The following is a 14,949-nucleotide window of genomic DNA, read 5'->3' on the forward strand; positions in this document are numbered from 1 at the left end:
TCTCCGCTACGTTGGCAACACTGAAAGTAGTCGCAGAGTTTCTGCGAGTCAAGGAGCTCTGCTACTCGCAGTTCTTCACCGAGTCATGCAAGACTCAACCAACCAGGAAGGGGAGAACCATGGGATTCGGTCTTGTCGTTCGCTTCGTCGCCCACGACGCAACTGCCGCTCAGGCGTTCGATGCTCTGGCAGAGGAAGCACTCAACGGCATCCGGGCGGAGGAGCCCGGCACCCTCGTCTACGTCAACCACGCGGTGGCGAACGACCCGCGTGTACGAGTCTTCTACGAGCTGTACACGGACCGCGAGGCATTCGAGGAGCACGAGCGCCAGCCCCACGTTCGCCGGTTCCTGGCCGAACGCGGCCAGTACCTCGAGTCGTTCGAGGTCACGTTCCTTGATGAGGTCTCCGGCAAGGGCGGCTCGGCCACCCAAACCGTCCGGTGAGCCCAGAGGAACGGCGGGCCTTCGGCGCTCGGGTCGCTCAGCTCCGAAAGAGCCGCGGCATGAGGCAGGATCAACTTGCTGCGGCCATCAACCGGACAGCCAGCTGGGTGTCGCAGGTCGAACGGGGCGTCCAACCGGTTGTCCGCCTTGATGTTCTCCAACTACTGGCGAACGGCCTCGGAGTTCCCCTTCAAACGCTTCGACCTGACGCCCCGTCTCTCGCTGTCACGACACCTGCGACCTCGGATCAGGCCAACGACCTCGACCTGGCCCGGCTGTCGCTCTCGGGGCACCCTGCTCTCGATGCGTTGCTCACCGATCAGAACCGGGGAGTCTACGATGATCCTGCCGAACTGGCCAACGCCGTCGAACGGCTGTGGCGACTGACCCACAGTGCTCAGTTCGCCGAACTGAGCACTGCCATCGCCGACATTCTGCCGAGGTTGGAGCGAGCCGCACGAACCGCCGGCAGGGACGAGCGCGCCGAGGTCCACCTGCTTCTCAGCCAGGCTTACCAGGCACTCGCAGCTGCTTTCGTTCGACAGGACGAGGCCGATGCCGCATGGGTCGCCGCCGATCGCTCCATTCGAGCCGCCGAGCAGTCCGGCCAACCGCTGCACGTGTTCGCCGGCATCTTCCGGATGGCTCATGCATTCGTCCGGCTACAGCGGCTGGACCAGGCGGAACACGTGGCGCAGAGTGCGGTCTCCGCCCTGCGAGCGCACGCCTCGACCGGCGACCGGTCGCCGGAAGCGCTGTCAGTCCTCGGATCGCTCCACCTGGTTCTCGCGTTGACCGCCGCTCGCGCCGGTCAACGCGAGCAGGCCCGGAAGGAGATCGGCTACGCCCGAGACCTCGCCGCACAGCTCGGAGAGGACCGAAACGACTTCAATCTTGAGTTCGGCCCAACGAACGTCGAGATTCAAGCGGTCTCCACCGCCGTCGAACTCGGCGATGCGGGCGAGGCCCTGGAGCTGGGCCAACGCATCGATGCCGCGCAACTCTCACCCGAACGAAGGTCCCGGATCCTCATCGACCTCGGACGAGCTCACGCTCAACGACGAAATCTCGGGGAAGCTCTCGATTGCCTTCTTCGCGCCGAGGAAGTGGCGCCGGAAAGCGTTCGAACCCACGTAGCGGCCCGGACGGCGATCCGTGAACTCATCCTCATCGCCGGCCGTGGCGCACCAACGGAACTGGTCAAACTCGCCAAGCGCGCAAATGCCACGGGGTGACGTCGCTACCGGTCCTGCGGACAGGATCGCCGCCGCCCTCTCGTGGAGGGCGGCGGCGCAGCGGTGAGCAGTGGGCACACCTCCGCACGGGGGGCGGCCCCGCTGACCCATCCGATCAGACTGGTCGCGCCGCCGCGACCGCATCGGTGTAGAGCTCTGTGGTCAAGTCACCTTCTCCGATGCCGAGTTCCGCCATCACGGCACGCACGAGAGCCAGTGCCGACGCGAGTTCGGCCTCCACCGCCGCCACCGTCTCGACCTCGATGAACGTGGCGTCGTCCAGCTCCGGAAGACGTACGAGCGTGGCCATCACCCGACGGCCATCACGTTCGAAGGCGTAGTTACGGCATCGCTTCTCGAACGCGATGCGCGGCGCGAAGCCCAGGCCGCGCACGATGTCGTGCGCGGCCTCGGCGTCCTCGACCCTCGTCTCGGCCTCCGGCTTCGAGCCGGAGGCCTCGTCCACCCGAGCACCCTTGTAGGTCAGTACGGTGCGCGTGTCATCCGAGCTGTGCACGGTGCGGATCCGCAGTTCACGATCGGCACCCATCAGGCTGCCGTCCGCCGCATCGTAGTAGGTGTCGCGGTAGACCTCCGCCCGGCCGACACCGTACCGACCCTCCAACTGCTTGAGCACGCCCTCCGGGTCGCGCACGACCGCCTTGAGCTCAGCCTCGATCGCCATCCTGTTCCCTCCGTCAGATCACACGCTCAGCGTCTTCCACCATCACATCGAACTGTCGACGCCAGCCCCGATAGAGGGGGCCGTGCGGGGTGGCCAGGACCTTATAGGTAGCAGACTCGTGCCCTTCCCAATCCGCGCCGAAGGACCCCGAGTCCACCACGGCCCTCGATCCCTGGGCGGTCGCGGACTCCTCCTTCGAGACCCAGTTCGCGCTCGGGCTCCGCCTCGGCGACCTCTGGTACGCCTGGCACCACGAGCCCGACGTCGAGGGCGTGGAGACCCGGCTCTGGGTGGCTACCACCGACGGCGGCTCCTGGGCGGCCGTCGACTGGGACGGCACCCGCGGCGCCGAGCGCTACACCGTGTGGCAGCACGGTCCCCGCCGCCTCTGGGAGGAGGTGGAGGGCGCGTACCGGTGGTGGCTGGAGAACGGGCGCCCCGGGCCGGAGCGGTTCGGGTTGACCGTGACGCCCGACGGGCAGTGGGTGTGGCTGGACAAGCCGCGTGCCGGGTCCGGATTCGCCGCTCAGCCGGCTCTCCAGGAGACTGATCGGTGTGACTGATGTGCGAGAGATCCTGGACTACCAGACCTTCGGCCGGGCCGTGCGCGAGCTGGCGCAGACGATCGCCGACGACGGGTTCGAGCCCGACCTCGTCCTGAGCATCGCCCGGGGTGGCGTGTTCGTGGCGGGTGGGCTGGCGTATGCGCTGGACTGCAAGAACATCCACCTGGTGAACGTGGAGTTCTACACCGGCGTGGGCACCACCCTCGACATGCCCGTGATGCTGGCGCCCGTACCCGCCGCGATCGACTTCACCGACAAGAAGGTGCTGATCGCCGACGACGTGGCCGACACCGGCAAGACCTTGAAGCTGGTGCACGACTTCTGCCTCGACCACGTCGCCGAGGTCCGCTCCGCCGTGATCTACGAGAAGTCGCACTCCCTGGTGAAGTGCGAGTACGTGTGGAAGCGGACCGACGACTGGATCGAGTTCCCGTGGTCGGCGCAGGACCCGGTGGTCAAGCGCCCCGGCCAGGTGCTCGACGCCTGATCCGCCGGCCCCCGGACGGCGCGGCCTCAGTGGGTCGCGCCCTCCGGGACGCGGAGGTCCACCGCGCGGGTGGCGGCCGCGGTGAGCAGGGCGCGCAGGGCGTGGGCGACCAGGCCGGCCGGCAGGGCGGGTGCGGAGCCGTCGAGGACCTGTTCGGGCAGGGCCGGGATGTGGACGAACCCGCCCCGGGCGGTGGGGTGTTCGGTGGCGAGCGTGTGCATCAGGGCGTAGAAGACGTGGTTGCAGACGAAGGTCCCCGCGGTGTGGGACAGCGACGCGGGCACGCCCGCCGCCCGGACCGCGGCCACGCAGGCCTTGACCGGCAGGGTGGCGAAGTAGGCCGCCGGGCCGCCGGGGACCACGGGCCGGTCGACCGGTTGCCGCCCGGCGTTGTCGGGGATGCGGGCGTCGTCGACGTTGACGGCGACCCGCTCGACGGTGACGTCCGGCCGGCCGGCCGCCTGGCCGAGGCAGACGACCAGGTCCGGGGAGCACTCCGCCATCGCTGCGCGCAGCTCCTCGGCCGCCCGGCCGAAGACGCAGCTCAGCCGGGTGGCGGTGACCAGGAGCCCCTCGGGCGGGTCGTCGGCGACGAGGCGGGCGACCTCCCAGGACGGGTTGACGTCGGCGCCGTCGAACGGTTCGAAGCCGGTGAGCAGGACCCTGGTCATGGGACGGCCTTTCTGGAAGCGGAGCGGGCGGAGCGGGCGGAGCGGGCGGAGCGGGCGGGGCGGGTCAGAACGCGAAGAGCGACATGATGGCGATGTTGCAGACCAACAGCGCCCCGGCGGTGGGGAGTTGGGCCTTGATCGGCCCGTACTGGTCCTTGAGTTCGAGCAGTGCCGCCGGGACGAGGTTGAAGTTGGCCGCCATCGGGGTGACGAGCGTGCCGCAGAAGCCGGCCAGCATGCCGACCGCCAGGACGACGCCCGGGCTGCCGTGCAGTTGGGTCACCAGGACCGGCCAGCCGATCGCGGCCGTCATCACCGGGAAGGCGGCGAAGGCGTTGCCCATGATGATCGTGAACAGGGCCATGCCCAGGCAGTAGACCGCCACTGCCGCGTACTTGCTGCCGTCCGGGAGGAAGTGGGTGGTGATCCTGCCCACCTGGGCGCCGACGCCGGCGCCCTGGAAGATCGAGCCCAGGACGGCGAGGAGTTGGGGCAGCAGCAGGGCCCAGCCCATGGCCTCCAGCAGCCCGCGGCCCGAGCGCAGGGCGACGGCGGGGTTGCGCTCGCGGGTGAGCAGCAGGGCGAGGCCCAGGGCGACGAGCGAGGCGATGCCGAGCCCGAGGAGCGTCTCGCTGCCGGTCTGCAGCAGCACCCCGCCGCCCAGGTGCACGCCCTTGAGGAGCGTGCCGCAGGCGAGCGCGACCAGCGGGAGCGCCAGCGCCGGGATGAACAGCCGGTTGCCCAGGCGCGCGGCGGAGGCGGCCCGCCGCTCGGGGGCGGCGGCCGTGGGGGTGCCTCGACCGGTGAAGCCGAAGCCGGCCAGGCAGATCATCGCCAGGACGGCGACGCCCAGCGGCGCGGCGGGGGCGGTCTTGTCGGCGACCCAGGAGCCGTAGACGAAGCTCGCGCCGAGCAGGCCCCAGAAGGCGGCGCTGCCGTACCGCTTGGGGTTGCCGCGGTCCGCGGCCATCTGCGCGGCCATCGCGAGGAAGACGGCTCCGACCAGCCAATACAGCCACTCGACCTTGATCACTTGGTGCTCTCCTCGGTGCGATCGACGGCGGTGGCGGTGGCGGCGGCGGCAGTGGCCGCAGCGGTGGCCGTGGTGGCGGCGGTGGCCGTGGTGGCGGCGGGCGCGGCGGACAGGTCCCGGGCGAGGGTGCGGTCCAGCCGCAGCAGGCGGGCGCCGTGGACGAGGAGGGCGCAGACCGCGGTGGGAATGGCCCACACCGCGAGCTGCACCGGCTCCAGGGCGGTGTGGTAGGTCGCGTTGACGAACCCCGTGATCAGGAGGATCGAGCCGACGGCGAGGAAGCAGTCCTCGCCGAAGAACAGGCCGACGTTGTCCGCGCTGGCGGCGAACGAGCGCAGGCGTTCGCGGGCCTTGTCGGTCAGGGTGCCGTGGCGGCGCTCGGCGGCGGCCTCGGCCATCGGCGCGACCATCGGGCGCACCGCCTGGGCCGGTCCGCCGAGACCGGTGAGGCCGAAGGCGGCGGTGAGCTGGCGGACCACCAGGTAGACCGCGAGGACGCGCCCGGCGCTCGCCTTGGCGAGCTTGTTCATCAGGGTGCGGGCCTGCTCCTGGAGGCCGTGGCGCTCCAGCAGGCCGATCACCGGCAGGGTGATCGCGAAGAGGGTCACCGAGCGACTGGAGGCGAAGCCGGTGCCGAAGGCCTCCAGGACCTTCAACGGGCTCATCCCGCCCAGCAGTCCGGTGAGGATGCCGGCGGCGCCGACGACGAGGAGCGGATTCCGCCGGGTGGCGAACCCGGCCACCACGACGAGAATGCCGACAAGAACGATCATGTTCCTGACCGCCTTTCAGAGGACCTCCGCCGTACGGGTGGCCGCCTGGGCGCCCCGGGGCGGAGGCGGTCGCGGCTGGGTGGACCGCGACCGTTCGGGGGTTGCCGAGAGGCTAGGGGATTGTGGAACAATCCGACAAGAGTTCAGGAGGTGGAACGTGACCGGAGTTTTCGACGCGCTCGCGGCCGACCGGGGTCGCATCGAACGCGCCAGCGCCGCCCAACGCGTGGCCGATCTGCTGCGCGAGCACATCACCGAGGGCCGGCTCTCCCCGGGCACCCGGCTCTCCGAGGAAGCGCTCGGCGAGGCGCTCACCGTCTCGCGCAACACGCTCCGCGAGGCGTTCCGACTGCTGGCCGACCAGCGGCTGGTCGTGCACGAGCTCAACCGCGGCGTGTTCGTCCGCGTCCTCGAACCGGCCGACGTCGCCGACATCTACACCCTGCGCCTCGCGCTGGAGACGGCCGGGGTACGGGCCCTGAGCAGCGCGACGCCCGAACGCCTGGCCGCGGTGCGGACCGCGCTGGCCCGCGCGGAGGCCGCCGAGGCATTCGGCGACTGGGTCACCGTCGGCACCGCCGACCTGCACTTCCACCAGGCCATCGCGGGGCTCGCCGGCAGCCGGCGGATCGACGAGTGCATGGCCCGTCTGATGGCCGAGCTGCGCCTGGCCTTCGCCGCCGTCCCGTCGGCCAGCGGGCTGCACGAGCCGTTCCTGCGCCGCAACCAGACGCTCGCCGGACTGCTGGAGTCGGGCGAGATCGACGACGCCGAGGTGGAACTGACCAGGTACCTGGACGACGCGCGCGCGGTGATCGTCCGCGCGATGACGGACGGCGCGGCGTGACACCGCCCGAAGGCGCTGAGGACACTGAAGGCACTGAGGGCACCGAAGGCACCGAAGGCGCCCCCACGACGGTCGTCGACCTCAACGCCGACCTCGGCGAGGGCTTCGGCCGCTGGACGCTCACCGACGACGACGCCCTGCTGTCCGTGGTCACCAGCGCCAACGTCGCCTGCGGCTTCCACGCCGGGGACCCGAGCACCATGCAGCGGGTGTGCGAGCTGGCCGCGGCCCGGGGCGTACGGATCGGCGCACAGGTCTCCTACCGGGACCTCGCCGGGTTCGGCCGCCGGGCGATGGACGTCCCGCCCGACGAACTGGCCCACGAAGTCGCGTACCAGATCGGGGCGTTGCAGGTGTTCGCCCGGGCGGCCGGAGCGGACGTGGCATACGTCAAACCGCACGGCGCGCTGTACAACCGGACGGTGCACGACGAGGAGCAGGCGGAGGCGGTGGTCCGGGGCATCCGCCTCGCCGGGCCGGCGTCGGCACTGCCGGTCCTCGGGCTGCCCGGTTCACGGCTGCACGAGGCGGCCGGGCGGGCCGGACTGCCGGCGGTCGCCGAGGCCTTCGCCGACCGCGCCTACACCCCACAGGGCACCCTCGTGCCGCGCCGTGAACCCGACGCCGTCGTCCACGATCCCGACGCGGTCGTCGCCCGCTCGGTCGCCATCGCCCGGGACGGCGAGGTCACCGCCCGCACCGGCGAGCGGATCCGGCTGCGGGCCCGCTCGCTGTGCGTGCACGGCGACACCCCGGGGGCCGGCGAGCTGGCCCAGCGGGTGCGGACCGCGCTGTGGCGGGCCGGGGTCCGCGTCGAGGCGTTCGCACACGTACCGGGTGGGGCGGGGAGAGGTACGGGATGAACCTGCGAGTCCTGCGGGTCGGCCCGGACGCGCTGCTGGTCGAACTCGCCGGGGCCGACGAGACGATCGCCTTCCACGCCGAACTCCAGCGCCGCCGTGCGGCCTCCGGGTTCCCGTCCGTCACGGAGGTCGTGCCGGCCGAACGCACCGTCCTGCTCGACGGCGTGGCCGATCCGGACGCCCTGGCCGCCGAACTGCCCGGCTGGCGCGTCCCGCCGCTGCGGACCAGCGCCGACGGGACCGTGACCGTCCCGGTGCGCTACGACGGCGCCGACGTGGCGGAGGTCGCCGCGCTGTGGGGCGTCACCGAGCGGGAGGTCGCGCGGATCCACTCCGCCACCGAGTTCCGGGTCGCGTTCAGCGGCTTCTCCCCCGGCTTCGGCTACCTGACCGGCCTGCCCGAGCGGTACCGGGTGCCGCGGCGGGCCGCGCCGCGTCCCGCCGTCCCGCCCGGGGCGATCGCCCTCGCCGGCCGCTACACCGGCGCCTACCCGCGCTCCTCCCCCGGCGGCTGGCAGCTGATCGGGCACACCGACGCCGTGCTGTGGGACCCCTCCCGCGAACCCGCCGCCCTGCTCAGCCCGGGTACCCGGGTCCGCTTCGTGATCGAGGAAGCATGAGCGAGGGAGCATGAGCAAGGAAGATGATCGAGGAAGATGAGCGAGGTCGGCGAGGAGAGCGAGGAGAGCGAGGAAGCATGAGCGTCACCGTCACCCGCTCCGGCCTGCTGACGACCGTCCAGGACCTGGGCCGCCCCGGGCACGCCCACCTGGGCGTACCGCGTTCCGGCGCGCTGGACCAGCCCGCCCACCGGCTGGCCAACCGGCTGGTCGGCAACCCCCCGACGGCGGCCACGCTGGAGACCACCCTGCTCGGCTGCGCGCTGCGCGTGGACCGCGCGGTGACGGTCGCCGTGACCGGAGCGCCGTGCGCCGTACGGGTCGACGGGCGGCCCGCCGCCTGGGGCGCCCCGGTGCGGCTGCCCGCCGGGGCGACGCTGGACGTGGGCCCGGCGACGCGGGGCGTGCGCAGCTACCTGGCCTTCGCGGGCGGGGTCGCCGCCGCCCCGGTCCTCGGCAGCCGCTCGACCGATCTGCTGTCGGGGCTGGGCCCCGCTCCGCTGGCGCCCGGGGACGTGCTGCCGCTCGGTGAGCCGGCCGGCCCGGCCGCCGCGGTGGACCTGGTGCCGATGCCCGCACCACCGGACCCGCTGCTCCTGCCGCTGCTGTTCGGCCCGCGCGACGACTGGTTCACCGCCGGCTCCCGCACCGCCCTGACCGCATCCGACTACCGCGTCTCCCCGACCAGCAACCGGATCGGCCTGCGCCTGGACGGCCCGCCCCTGGAGCGCGCCCGCGACGGCGAACTCCCCAGCGAGGGCATGGTCCTGGGCTCCGTCCAGGTCCCGCCGGACGGCCGACCGGTGGTCTTCCTCGCGGACCACCCCACCACCGGCGGCTACCCCGTCATCGGCGTCGTCCCCGCCGCCGAGCTGGCCGCCGCCGCCCAGGCCGCCCCGGGCACCCCGGTCCGCTTCACCCCGGCGCGACGCAGGGGCTGACCGCCCGAAACCCGGCCACGGACCAGCCACGGACCGGCCACGGACCGGGCCGCCCTGGTCACCCTGGTCCCCCGGCTGACGGCACCCGCCGAGGACCGAGCGCCCCTCCCGGTCAGCCCCGGCGCACCGCCTGGGCGGCCTGGCGGGCGCGCCGGACGGTGCGGTGGAGGCGCTGGACGGCGATGAAGCGGTTCATCGCATCGGCCTGGGTCAGGCGGTACTTGAGCCGCAGCTGGCCGTTGAGGTCGGCGATTCGCTCCGGGCCGATGGCGTTCAGGAGCCGGCCGACGTGCCGCTGGTAGACCTCCCAGTAGTTGCGGTCGCCGTCCGGGATGGACCAGAAGAACATCGGGATCTCCTCGACCAGGCAGTTCCGGTCGTAGGCGCGCAGGTACTGCTCGGCGAAGAGCGCCTCGGGCCGGGCGAGCAGCCACTCCCGGACGAGTTCCATCGAGCGGACCCGGTCGATCAGGCCGCGCGGGTCGGTCTTCTTCTGGGTGATGGAGAGGTTGCCGTCCTCGCGGACCCGCCAGTGGTAGATCGGCTCGGAGAGCACGTCGACCCGTTCGGCGAGGAAGTGGTGGGGGACGCTGACCGGGGCGTCCTCGTACAGGATGCCCTCGGGGTAGCGGATGCCCGCGGTGTCGAAGAAGGTGCGCCGGTAGACCTTGTTCCAGGCGGTGCGGTCGGTGACCAGGGCGGGCAGTTCGCTGACGTGGGTGCGCAGCCGGGTCTCGCGGAAGGGGCGGCGGTGGGCGTGCGAGGGGGTGAGGCCGGTGGTGCGCAGGCGCATCGCGTTGCCGGTGGCGAAGTCGGAGCCGGTCTGGTCGAGCGTACTGATCATCAGCTGGTAGGCGTGCGGCGGCAGGGTGTCGTCACTGTCGACGAAGGTCAGGTACTGGGTGCCGGGGGCCAGGTGGCGCCAGCCGGTGTTGCGGGCGGCGCCGAGGCCCTTGTTCTCCTGCTGGACGAGTCGGAAGCGCCGGTCGCGGGCGACGTACTCCTTGGCGATCACCGGACCGTCGTCGGTCGAGCCGTCGTCGACCAGCACGCACTCGAAGTCCGTGAAGGTCTGGGCCGCGATCGAGTCCAGGCACTCCGCGAGGTAGCGCTCGACGTTGTAGATCGGGACGACGACGGACAGACGAGGGGCCATCGGACGGCCTTTCGCTCGGGAGCGGACGGGCCGGTCGGCCGGTCGGCCGCCGACCGCCGGTGACCGGCGGTAACCCGAGCGTAGCGACCGCGCGCCGTTCACGGGCGAACTACGGGTGGCGGCGAGTCTTCGGTTCGGTGTGGCTGACGTGACGGGGATCAACGGCCGTGGCGGGAAACCACGGTGGGGACGCAGGGGGAAGGCCCCGGACCGCCCGACCGGTCCGGGGCCCTCCTGCTCGCTCGGTGCTCAGGCGCCCTTGACGGCGGCGAAGCGGGAGGAGACGTCCTGCCAGTTGACGACGTCCCACAGACGGGTGACGTAGTCCGGGCGGACGTTGCGGTACTGCAGGTAGTAGGCGTGCTCCCAGGCGTCGAAGGCCAGCAGCGGGGTGGTGTTCTGCCCGACGTTGCCGTGGTGGTCGTAGACCTGCTCGACGATCAGGCGCTGCCCGAGCGGCTCCCAGGACAGGATGCCCCAACCGGAGCCCTGGACGCCGGTGGTGGCGGTTGAGAGCTGCTTCTTGAAGGCCTCGAAGCTGCCGAAGTGCTCGGTGATGGCGTCGGCCAGCTCGCCCTCGGGGCGGTCGCCGCCCTCCGGGGACAGGTTCTGCCAGAACAGCGAGTGCAGCACGTGGCCGGAGAGGTGGAAGGCGAAGGTCTTCTGCAGGCCGACCAGGCCGCCGAACTGCTCCTTGTCGCGCGCCTCGGCGAGCTGCTCCAGGGTGTCGTTCGCCCCCTTCACGTAGGCGGCGTGGTGCTTGGAGTGGTGCAGCTCCAGGATCTCGGCGGACATGGCCCGCTCGAGCGCGGAGTAGTCGTACGGCAGGTCGGGAAGCGAGTAGGTGCCCATCAGGACACGGCCCCTTTCGGCGGGTTGAGCGATGACGATCGTGCCGGGACAACACTATTGCGTATGGGTTGCAGGAACGAAGTATGGGCTCCTGCTTATTCCGGCGTTCACATCGGGCACAATGGTCACCCGCACGTGTAATGAGTGAAGAGGGTGAGTGACTGTGACAGGGGCGCCGGTGGTCGTACTGGGCATCGAGTCCTCCTGCGACGAGACCGGTGCCGGTCTGGTCCGGGACGGCGTGCTGCTCGGGCAGGCGGTGGCCTCCTCGATGGACGAGCACGCCCGCTACGGCGGGGTGGTGCCGGAGATCGCCGCCCGGGCGCACGTCCACGCGATGGCCCCGGTGGTGCAGGAGGCCCTGGACCGGGCCGGACTGACGCTGCGGGACGTCGGGGCCGTCGCCGTCACCACCGGCCCCGGCCTGTCCGGCGCCCTCCAGGTCGGGGTCGCCGCCGCCAAGGGGTACGCCTTCTCGCTCGGCGTCCCGCTGTACGGGGTGCACCACCTCGCCGGGCACGTCGCCGCCGCGACCCTGGACGGCGGGCCGCTGCCCGACCCGTGCATCGTGCTGATCGTCTCCGGCGGGCACACCTCGCTGCTGCTGGTCCGCGACCTCGCCCGGGGCCGGATCGTCCACCTCGGCGACACCCTGGACGACGCGGCCGGCGAGTGCTTCGACAAGGTCGCCCGGATCCTGGGCCTGCCCTACCCCGGCGGACCGGCCGTCGACCGCGCCGCGCGCGACGGGGACCCGGCGGCGGTCCGGCTGCCGCGACCGCTGACCGGGCCGCGGGACGACCCGTACGCCTTCTCCTTCTCCGGCCTCAAGACCGCCGCCGCCCGCTGGGTCGAGGCGCGGCGCACGGCCGACGAGGAGCCGCACGTCCCGGACGCGGCGGCGGCCCTCCAGGAGGCGATCGCGGACGTGCTCACCCGCAAGGCGGTCCGAGCCTGCACCGACCACGGGATCGACACCCTGGTGGTGGTCGGCGGAGTCGCCGCCAACTCGCGGGTGCGGGCGCTCGCCGAACAGCGGTGCGCCGCGGCCGGGATCGCCCTGCGGGTGCCGCCGCTGCGGCTGTGCACGGACAACGGCGCGATGGTCGCGGCCGTCGGCGACCTCCTCGTCCGGGCCGGGGTCGAGCCGGCGCCGGCGGACGTGTCGGTGGACCCGTCGGCGCCGCTGGAGTTCGCGGCGCTCACGCCCCAGGCGCGGTCGGCGGCCTGACGGATCGTCAGGCCACGCACCGGGCGGCGCATCCGGCGGCGTGTCGGGCGGCATATCCGGCGGCGCGTCGGGCGGCGCGTCGGATGGCACGGGAGGGCACGGTTCGGTCTCGTCGACCGGAAGCCCGGCTCCCAGGTCTTCCCTTTACCTGAATGAGTGTGCCATTTTACATGTCACACATCAGGCTCCGTCCGTGCGCCCCCAACCGCACGGCCCCCTCACGGTCCCGGAGGCCCCCACCCCATGCGTCCCTTCCGGATATCGAAGGCGAATGCGCGCAGACTGCCCGCGCTCGGCGTCGCCTTCCTCCTCGCCGCCGGCCTGTTCGCCCCGCAGGCGCACGCGGCCGACCGCGCTTCGACGCCAACCGCACCGGCTGCCAGGCCGGTTGCCCCGCCGGTCGCCGCACCCGCCGCACCCGCCGCACCCGCCGCCCCGCGCGCGATCCCGGTGCCGAAGTCGCCCGACACGCCCCAGGACCCCCGTCCGCTCGCCGCCGAGAGCCAGGGCAGGGCCACCGCCCCGACCGCGGCCGGTACCGTCGGCACCGCCCGGACGGCACGGCAACTGACCGCCTGCGACACCGCGGAGTTCACCGGCAGGTCCGGCGCCGCGCTGGTCCAGCAGGTCAAGGCGGCCGGCCTCGACTGCGTCAACACGCTGTTCACCCTCACCGGCAACGACGCCAAGGGCGCCTTCGCCGAGGCCCAGATGGTGACCGTCGCCGACGCCCTGCGCGACACCGCCGCCGCCGGCTACCCGGGCGACAACTCCACCTCCGCCGGGCAGTTGGTGCTGTTCCTGCGCGCCGGCTACTACGTGCAGTGGTACCACCCCGACGCCGTCGGCCCGTACGGCGACGGCCTGCGGAGCTCGATCCGCGGCGCGCTGGACGCCTTCTTCGCCGCCCCGCACAGCAAGGACGTCACCGAGGCCAACGGCGCCACCCTGGCCGAGGCCGTCACGCTGATCGACAGCGCCCGGGAGAACGCCCGCTACACCGGCGTGGTCAAGCGCCTGCTCGACGGTTACACCGGCGGGTGGAGCGGCTCGATGGCCGCCGCCGTCGGCAACACCGAGACCGTCATCGAACGCGGCTTCGAGCTCCCGGAGTTCACCGCCGCCCTCCAGGCCGACCCGTCCTTCGCCACCACCATGGCCTCCTTCGTCACCCGCAACAGCGCCCAGCTCACCGGCTCCGACCCGGTCACCCGGATCGGCATCCAGCTCGGCCACCTGGTCGCCGTCGACGCCCTCCGCGCGCAGGGCCGACCGATCGTCAAGGACCTGGTCAACCGCTACCCGCTGGTCGGCGCCACCGGCCCGCTCACCATGAACCTGCTCTGGTTCGCGGAGCAGAAGGACGCGGGCAACTGCTCCTACTACGGCACCTGCGAGGTGCCCGCGAAGCTCGTCCCGCTGGTGCTCAGGAGCGACAGCACCTGCAACCCGAACCTGCGGATCCGCTCGCAGAGCATGACCGCCCGGCAGAACGCCGACACCTGCACCAGCCTGGTCGACCAGGACGCGTTCTTCCACCGGGTGGCCAAGGACAACGGCCCGGTCGCCGACGACCACAACACCGGCCTGGAGGTCGTCGTCTTCGACGACTACTACAACTACAGCCTCTACGCCTGGGAGATGTACCACATCGCCGTCGACAACGGCGGCATGTACGAGGAGGGCAGCCCGGCCACCCCCGGCAACCAGGCCCGCTTCATCGCCCACCAGGCCGACTGGCTGCGCCCGAGCTTCCAGATCTGGAACCTCAACCACGAGTACACCCACTACCTCGACGGCCGCTACGACATGTACGGCGACTTCGAGGCGGGCATGACCACCCCGACCGTCTGGTGGGTCGAGGGCCTGGCCGAGTACGTCTCGTACAGCTACCGGGGCGTCCACTACGACGACGCCGTCACCCAGGCCGGCAAGGGCAGCTACCCGCTGAGCACGCTGTTCGACACCACCTACGACAACGCGGACTCCACCCGGATCTACAACTGGGGCTACCTGGCGGTGCGTTACATGCTCCAGTCGCACCCGCAGGACGTCGACGCACTGCTCGCCAAGTACCGCGCCGGGGACTGGAACGGCGCCCGCACCCTGCTCAAGGCCACCATCGGCACCCGCTACGACGCCGACTTCGCGAGCTGGCTCAAGGCCTGCGCCGCCGACAACTGCGGCAGCCTGCCCACCGGCCAGGCCCCGCTGTGCGCGGCCGCCGACACCCGGCAGTACGACAGGAACTGCCGCCGCGACGGCGTCGCCGCCACCACCGGCAACTACGCCTACAGCTTCCTGTACCTGCCGGCCGGGGTGAAGCAGCTGACCATCACCGCCGGCGGCACCGGCAACGCCGACCTGTACTACAACGGCCCGTCCTGGGCGACCACTTCGTCGTACCGGGCGAAGTCCACCGCCGCCGGGAACGGCGAGACCCTGACCATCGCCGACCCGCCGTCCGGCTGGGTGTACTTCAGCCTGTACGCCCAGCAGGGCTTCGGCGGCGTGACCGTCACCACCACGTACAGCTGACCGGC

At 71.9% G+C, this 14,949-nt stretch carries 16 protein-coding genes; 10 read left to right on the forward strand and 6 right to left on the reverse strand.

Features of this window, described 5'->3' with window-relative positions; all coding sequences use genetic code 11:
* Positions 1 to 11: 11 nt before the first annotated feature.
* Both ACIQWA_RS26110 and ACIQWA_RS26115 read left to right on the forward strand, forming a co-directional pair.
* Complete coding sequence (locus ACIQWA_RS26110) at positions 12 to 446, forward strand: putative quinol monooxygenase (protein WP_402486454.1); 435 nt, start codon at positions 12 to 14, stop codon at positions 444 to 446.
* Positions 443 to 1,681, forward strand: coding sequence for a helix-turn-helix domain-containing protein (locus ACIQWA_RS26115; RefSeq protein ID WP_402486457.1), 1,239 nt, complete (start codon positions 443 to 445; stop codon positions 1,679 to 1,681). The genes ACIQWA_RS26110 and ACIQWA_RS26115 overlap by 4 nt, the downstream gene beginning before the upstream one ends.
* 115 nt (positions 1,682 to 1,796) lie before the next feature.
* Here ACIQWA_RS26115 and cyaB read toward each other — a convergent pair whose 3' ends face one another.
* Positions 1,797 to 2,366 (reverse strand): class IV adenylate cyclase, encoded by a 570-nt coding sequence (gene cyaB, locus ACIQWA_RS26120; protein WP_402486460.1) that lies wholly within the window; start codon positions 2,364 to 2,366, stop codon positions 1,797 to 1,799.
* A gap of 290 nt (positions 2,367 to 2,656) precedes the next feature.
* Here cyaB and ACIQWA_RS26125 point away from each other — a divergent pair, with 290 nt between their 5' ends.
* Both ACIQWA_RS26125 and ACIQWA_RS26130 read left to right on the forward strand, forming a co-directional pair.
* Positions 2,657 to 2,929: a hypothetical protein gene (locus tag ACIQWA_RS26125; protein WP_402486463.1), complete on the forward strand. Its 273-nt coding sequence runs from the start codon at positions 2,657 to 2,659 to the stop codon at positions 2,927 to 2,929.
* Entirely contained in the window at positions 2,922 to 3,419 is a 498-nt protein-coding gene (locus ACIQWA_RS26130) for a phosphoribosyltransferase (RefSeq protein WP_360238628.1), read from the forward strand. The genes ACIQWA_RS26125 and ACIQWA_RS26130 overlap by 8 nt, the downstream gene beginning before the upstream one ends.
* Before the next feature lie 26 nt (positions 3,420 to 3,445).
* Here ACIQWA_RS26130 and pcp read toward each other — a convergent pair whose 3' ends face one another.
* The 3 genes from pcp to ACIQWA_RS26145 all read right to left on the reverse strand — a co-directional run bounded on the left by pcp (position 3,446) and on the right by ACIQWA_RS26145 (position 5,896).
* Positions 3,446 to 4,090: a pyroglutamyl-peptidase I gene (gene pcp, locus ACIQWA_RS26135; RefSeq protein WP_402486466.1), complete on the reverse strand. Its 645-nt coding sequence runs from the start codon at positions 4,088 to 4,090 to the stop codon at positions 3,446 to 3,448.
* A gap of 64 nt (positions 4,091 to 4,154) precedes the next feature.
* The gene (locus ACIQWA_RS26140) at positions 4,155 to 5,123 is read right to left on the reverse strand and encodes a DUF979 domain-containing protein (protein ID WP_402486469.1); all 969 of its coding nucleotides are present in this window, start codon (positions 5,121 to 5,123) and stop codon (positions 4,155 to 4,157) included.
* Positions 5,120 to 5,896, reverse strand: a complete 777-nt coding sequence (locus ACIQWA_RS26145; protein ID WP_402486472.1) for a DUF969 domain-containing protein — start codon at positions 5,894 to 5,896, stop codon at positions 5,120 to 5,122. Before ACIQWA_RS26145 ends, ACIQWA_RS26140 begins: the two co-directional genes overlap by 4 nt.
* A gap of 157 nt (positions 5,897 to 6,053) precedes the next feature.
* Between ACIQWA_RS26145 and ACIQWA_RS26150 the strand changes: the two genes are divergently transcribed.
* From ACIQWA_RS26150 to ACIQWA_RS26165, 4 genes are all read left to right on the forward strand, one after another.
* Complete coding sequence (locus ACIQWA_RS26150; protein ID WP_402486475.1) at positions 6,054 to 6,743, forward strand: GntR family transcriptional regulator; 690 nt, start codon at positions 6,054 to 6,056, stop codon at positions 6,741 to 6,743.
* Positions 6,740 to 7,606 carry a LamB/YcsF family protein gene (locus ACIQWA_RS26155; protein ID WP_402486477.1) on the forward strand — a complete coding sequence of 289 codons (867 nt, stop codon included), beginning with the start codon at positions 6,740 to 6,742 and terminating at the stop codon, positions 7,604 to 7,606. The genes ACIQWA_RS26150 and ACIQWA_RS26155 overlap by 4 nt, the downstream gene beginning before the upstream one ends.
* Positions 7,603 to 8,226, forward strand: coding sequence for an allophanate hydrolase subunit 1 (locus tag ACIQWA_RS26160; RefSeq protein WP_402486480.1), 624 nt, complete (start codon positions 7,603 to 7,605; stop codon positions 8,224 to 8,226). Before ACIQWA_RS26155 ends, ACIQWA_RS26160 begins: the two co-directional genes overlap by 4 nt.
* Before the next feature lie 77 nt (positions 8,227 to 8,303).
* Positions 8,304 to 9,167, forward strand: a complete 864-nt coding sequence (locus ACIQWA_RS26165) for a biotin-dependent carboxyltransferase family protein (RefSeq protein ID WP_402486482.1) — start codon at positions 8,304 to 8,306, stop codon at positions 9,165 to 9,167.
* Positions 9,168 to 9,279: 112 nt separating this feature from the next.
* On the opposite strand, the gene ACIQWA_RS26170 is transcribed toward ACIQWA_RS26165, so the two are convergent.
* Both ACIQWA_RS26170 and ACIQWA_RS26175 read right to left on the reverse strand, forming a co-directional pair.
* Entirely contained in the window at positions 9,280 to 10,323 is a 1,044-nt protein-coding gene (locus tag ACIQWA_RS26170) for a glycosyltransferase family 2 protein (protein ID WP_402486485.1), read from the reverse strand.
* Between the two features lie 249 nt (positions 10,324 to 10,572).
* Positions 10,573 to 11,175, reverse strand: coding sequence for a superoxide dismutase (locus ACIQWA_RS26175; protein WP_360238606.1), 603 nt, complete (start codon positions 11,173 to 11,175; stop codon positions 10,573 to 10,575).
* A 157-nt stretch (positions 11,176 to 11,332) separates the two neighbouring features.
* Between ACIQWA_RS26175 and tsaD the strand changes: the two genes are divergently transcribed.
* On the forward strand, positions 11,333 to 12,406 hold the full coding sequence (gene tsaD, locus ACIQWA_RS26180; RefSeq protein WP_402486487.1) for a tRNA (adenosine(37)-N6)-threonylcarbamoyltransferase complex transferase subunit TsaD: 1,074 nt from the start codon (positions 11,333 to 11,335) through the stop codon (positions 12,404 to 12,406).
* 243 nt (positions 12,407 to 12,649) lie between these two features.
* Entirely contained in the window at positions 12,650 to 14,944 is a 2,295-nt protein-coding gene (locus tag ACIQWA_RS26185; RefSeq protein WP_402486490.1) for a M9 family metallopeptidase, read from the forward strand.
* The last annotated feature ends 5 nt before the right edge of the window (positions 14,945 to 14,949 follow it).

The sequence above is a fragment of the Kitasatospora sp. NPDC098652 genome (genome assembly GCF_044760155.1).
In the GTDB taxonomy this organism is placed as follows: domain Bacteria; phylum Actinomycetota; class Actinomycetes; order Streptomycetales; family Streptomycetaceae; genus Kitasatospora.

What these genes read in the sequence shown, in the direction of transcription:
- ACIQWA_RS26160 (WP_402486480.1), top strand. Translation starts at nt 7,603, where the DNA reads ATGAACCTGCGAGTCCTGCGGGTCGGCCCGGACGCGCTGCTGGTCGAA.
- ACIQWA_RS26170 (WP_402486485.1), bottom strand. Translation starts at nt 10,323, where the DNA reads ATGGCCCCTCGTCTGTCCGTCGTCGTCCCGATCTACAACGTCGAGCGC.
- ACIQWA_RS26145 (WP_402486472.1), bottom strand. Translation starts at nt 5,896, where the DNA reads ATGATCGTTCTTGTCGGCATTCTCGTCGTGGTGGCCGGGTTCGCCACC.
- ACIQWA_RS26165 (WP_402486482.1), top strand. Translation starts at nt 8,304, where the DNA reads ATGAGCGTCACCGTCACCCGCTCCGGCCTGCTGACGACCGTCCAGGAC.
- cyaB (WP_402486460.1), bottom strand. Translation starts at nt 2,366, where the DNA reads ATGGCGATCGAGGCTGAGCTCAAGGCGGTCGTGCGCGACCCGGAGGGC.
- pcp (WP_402486466.1), bottom strand. Translation starts at nt 4,090, where the DNA reads ATGACCAGGGTCCTGCTCACCGGCTTCGAACCGTTCGACGGCGCCGAC.
- ACIQWA_RS26185 (WP_402486490.1), top strand. Translation starts at nt 12,650, where the DNA reads ATGCGTCCCTTCCGGATATCGAAGGCGAATGCGCGCAGACTGCCCGCG.
- ACIQWA_RS26175 (WP_360238606.1), bottom strand. Translation starts at nt 11,175, where the DNA reads ATGGGCACCTACTCGCTTCCCGACCTGCCGTACGACTACTCCGCGCTC.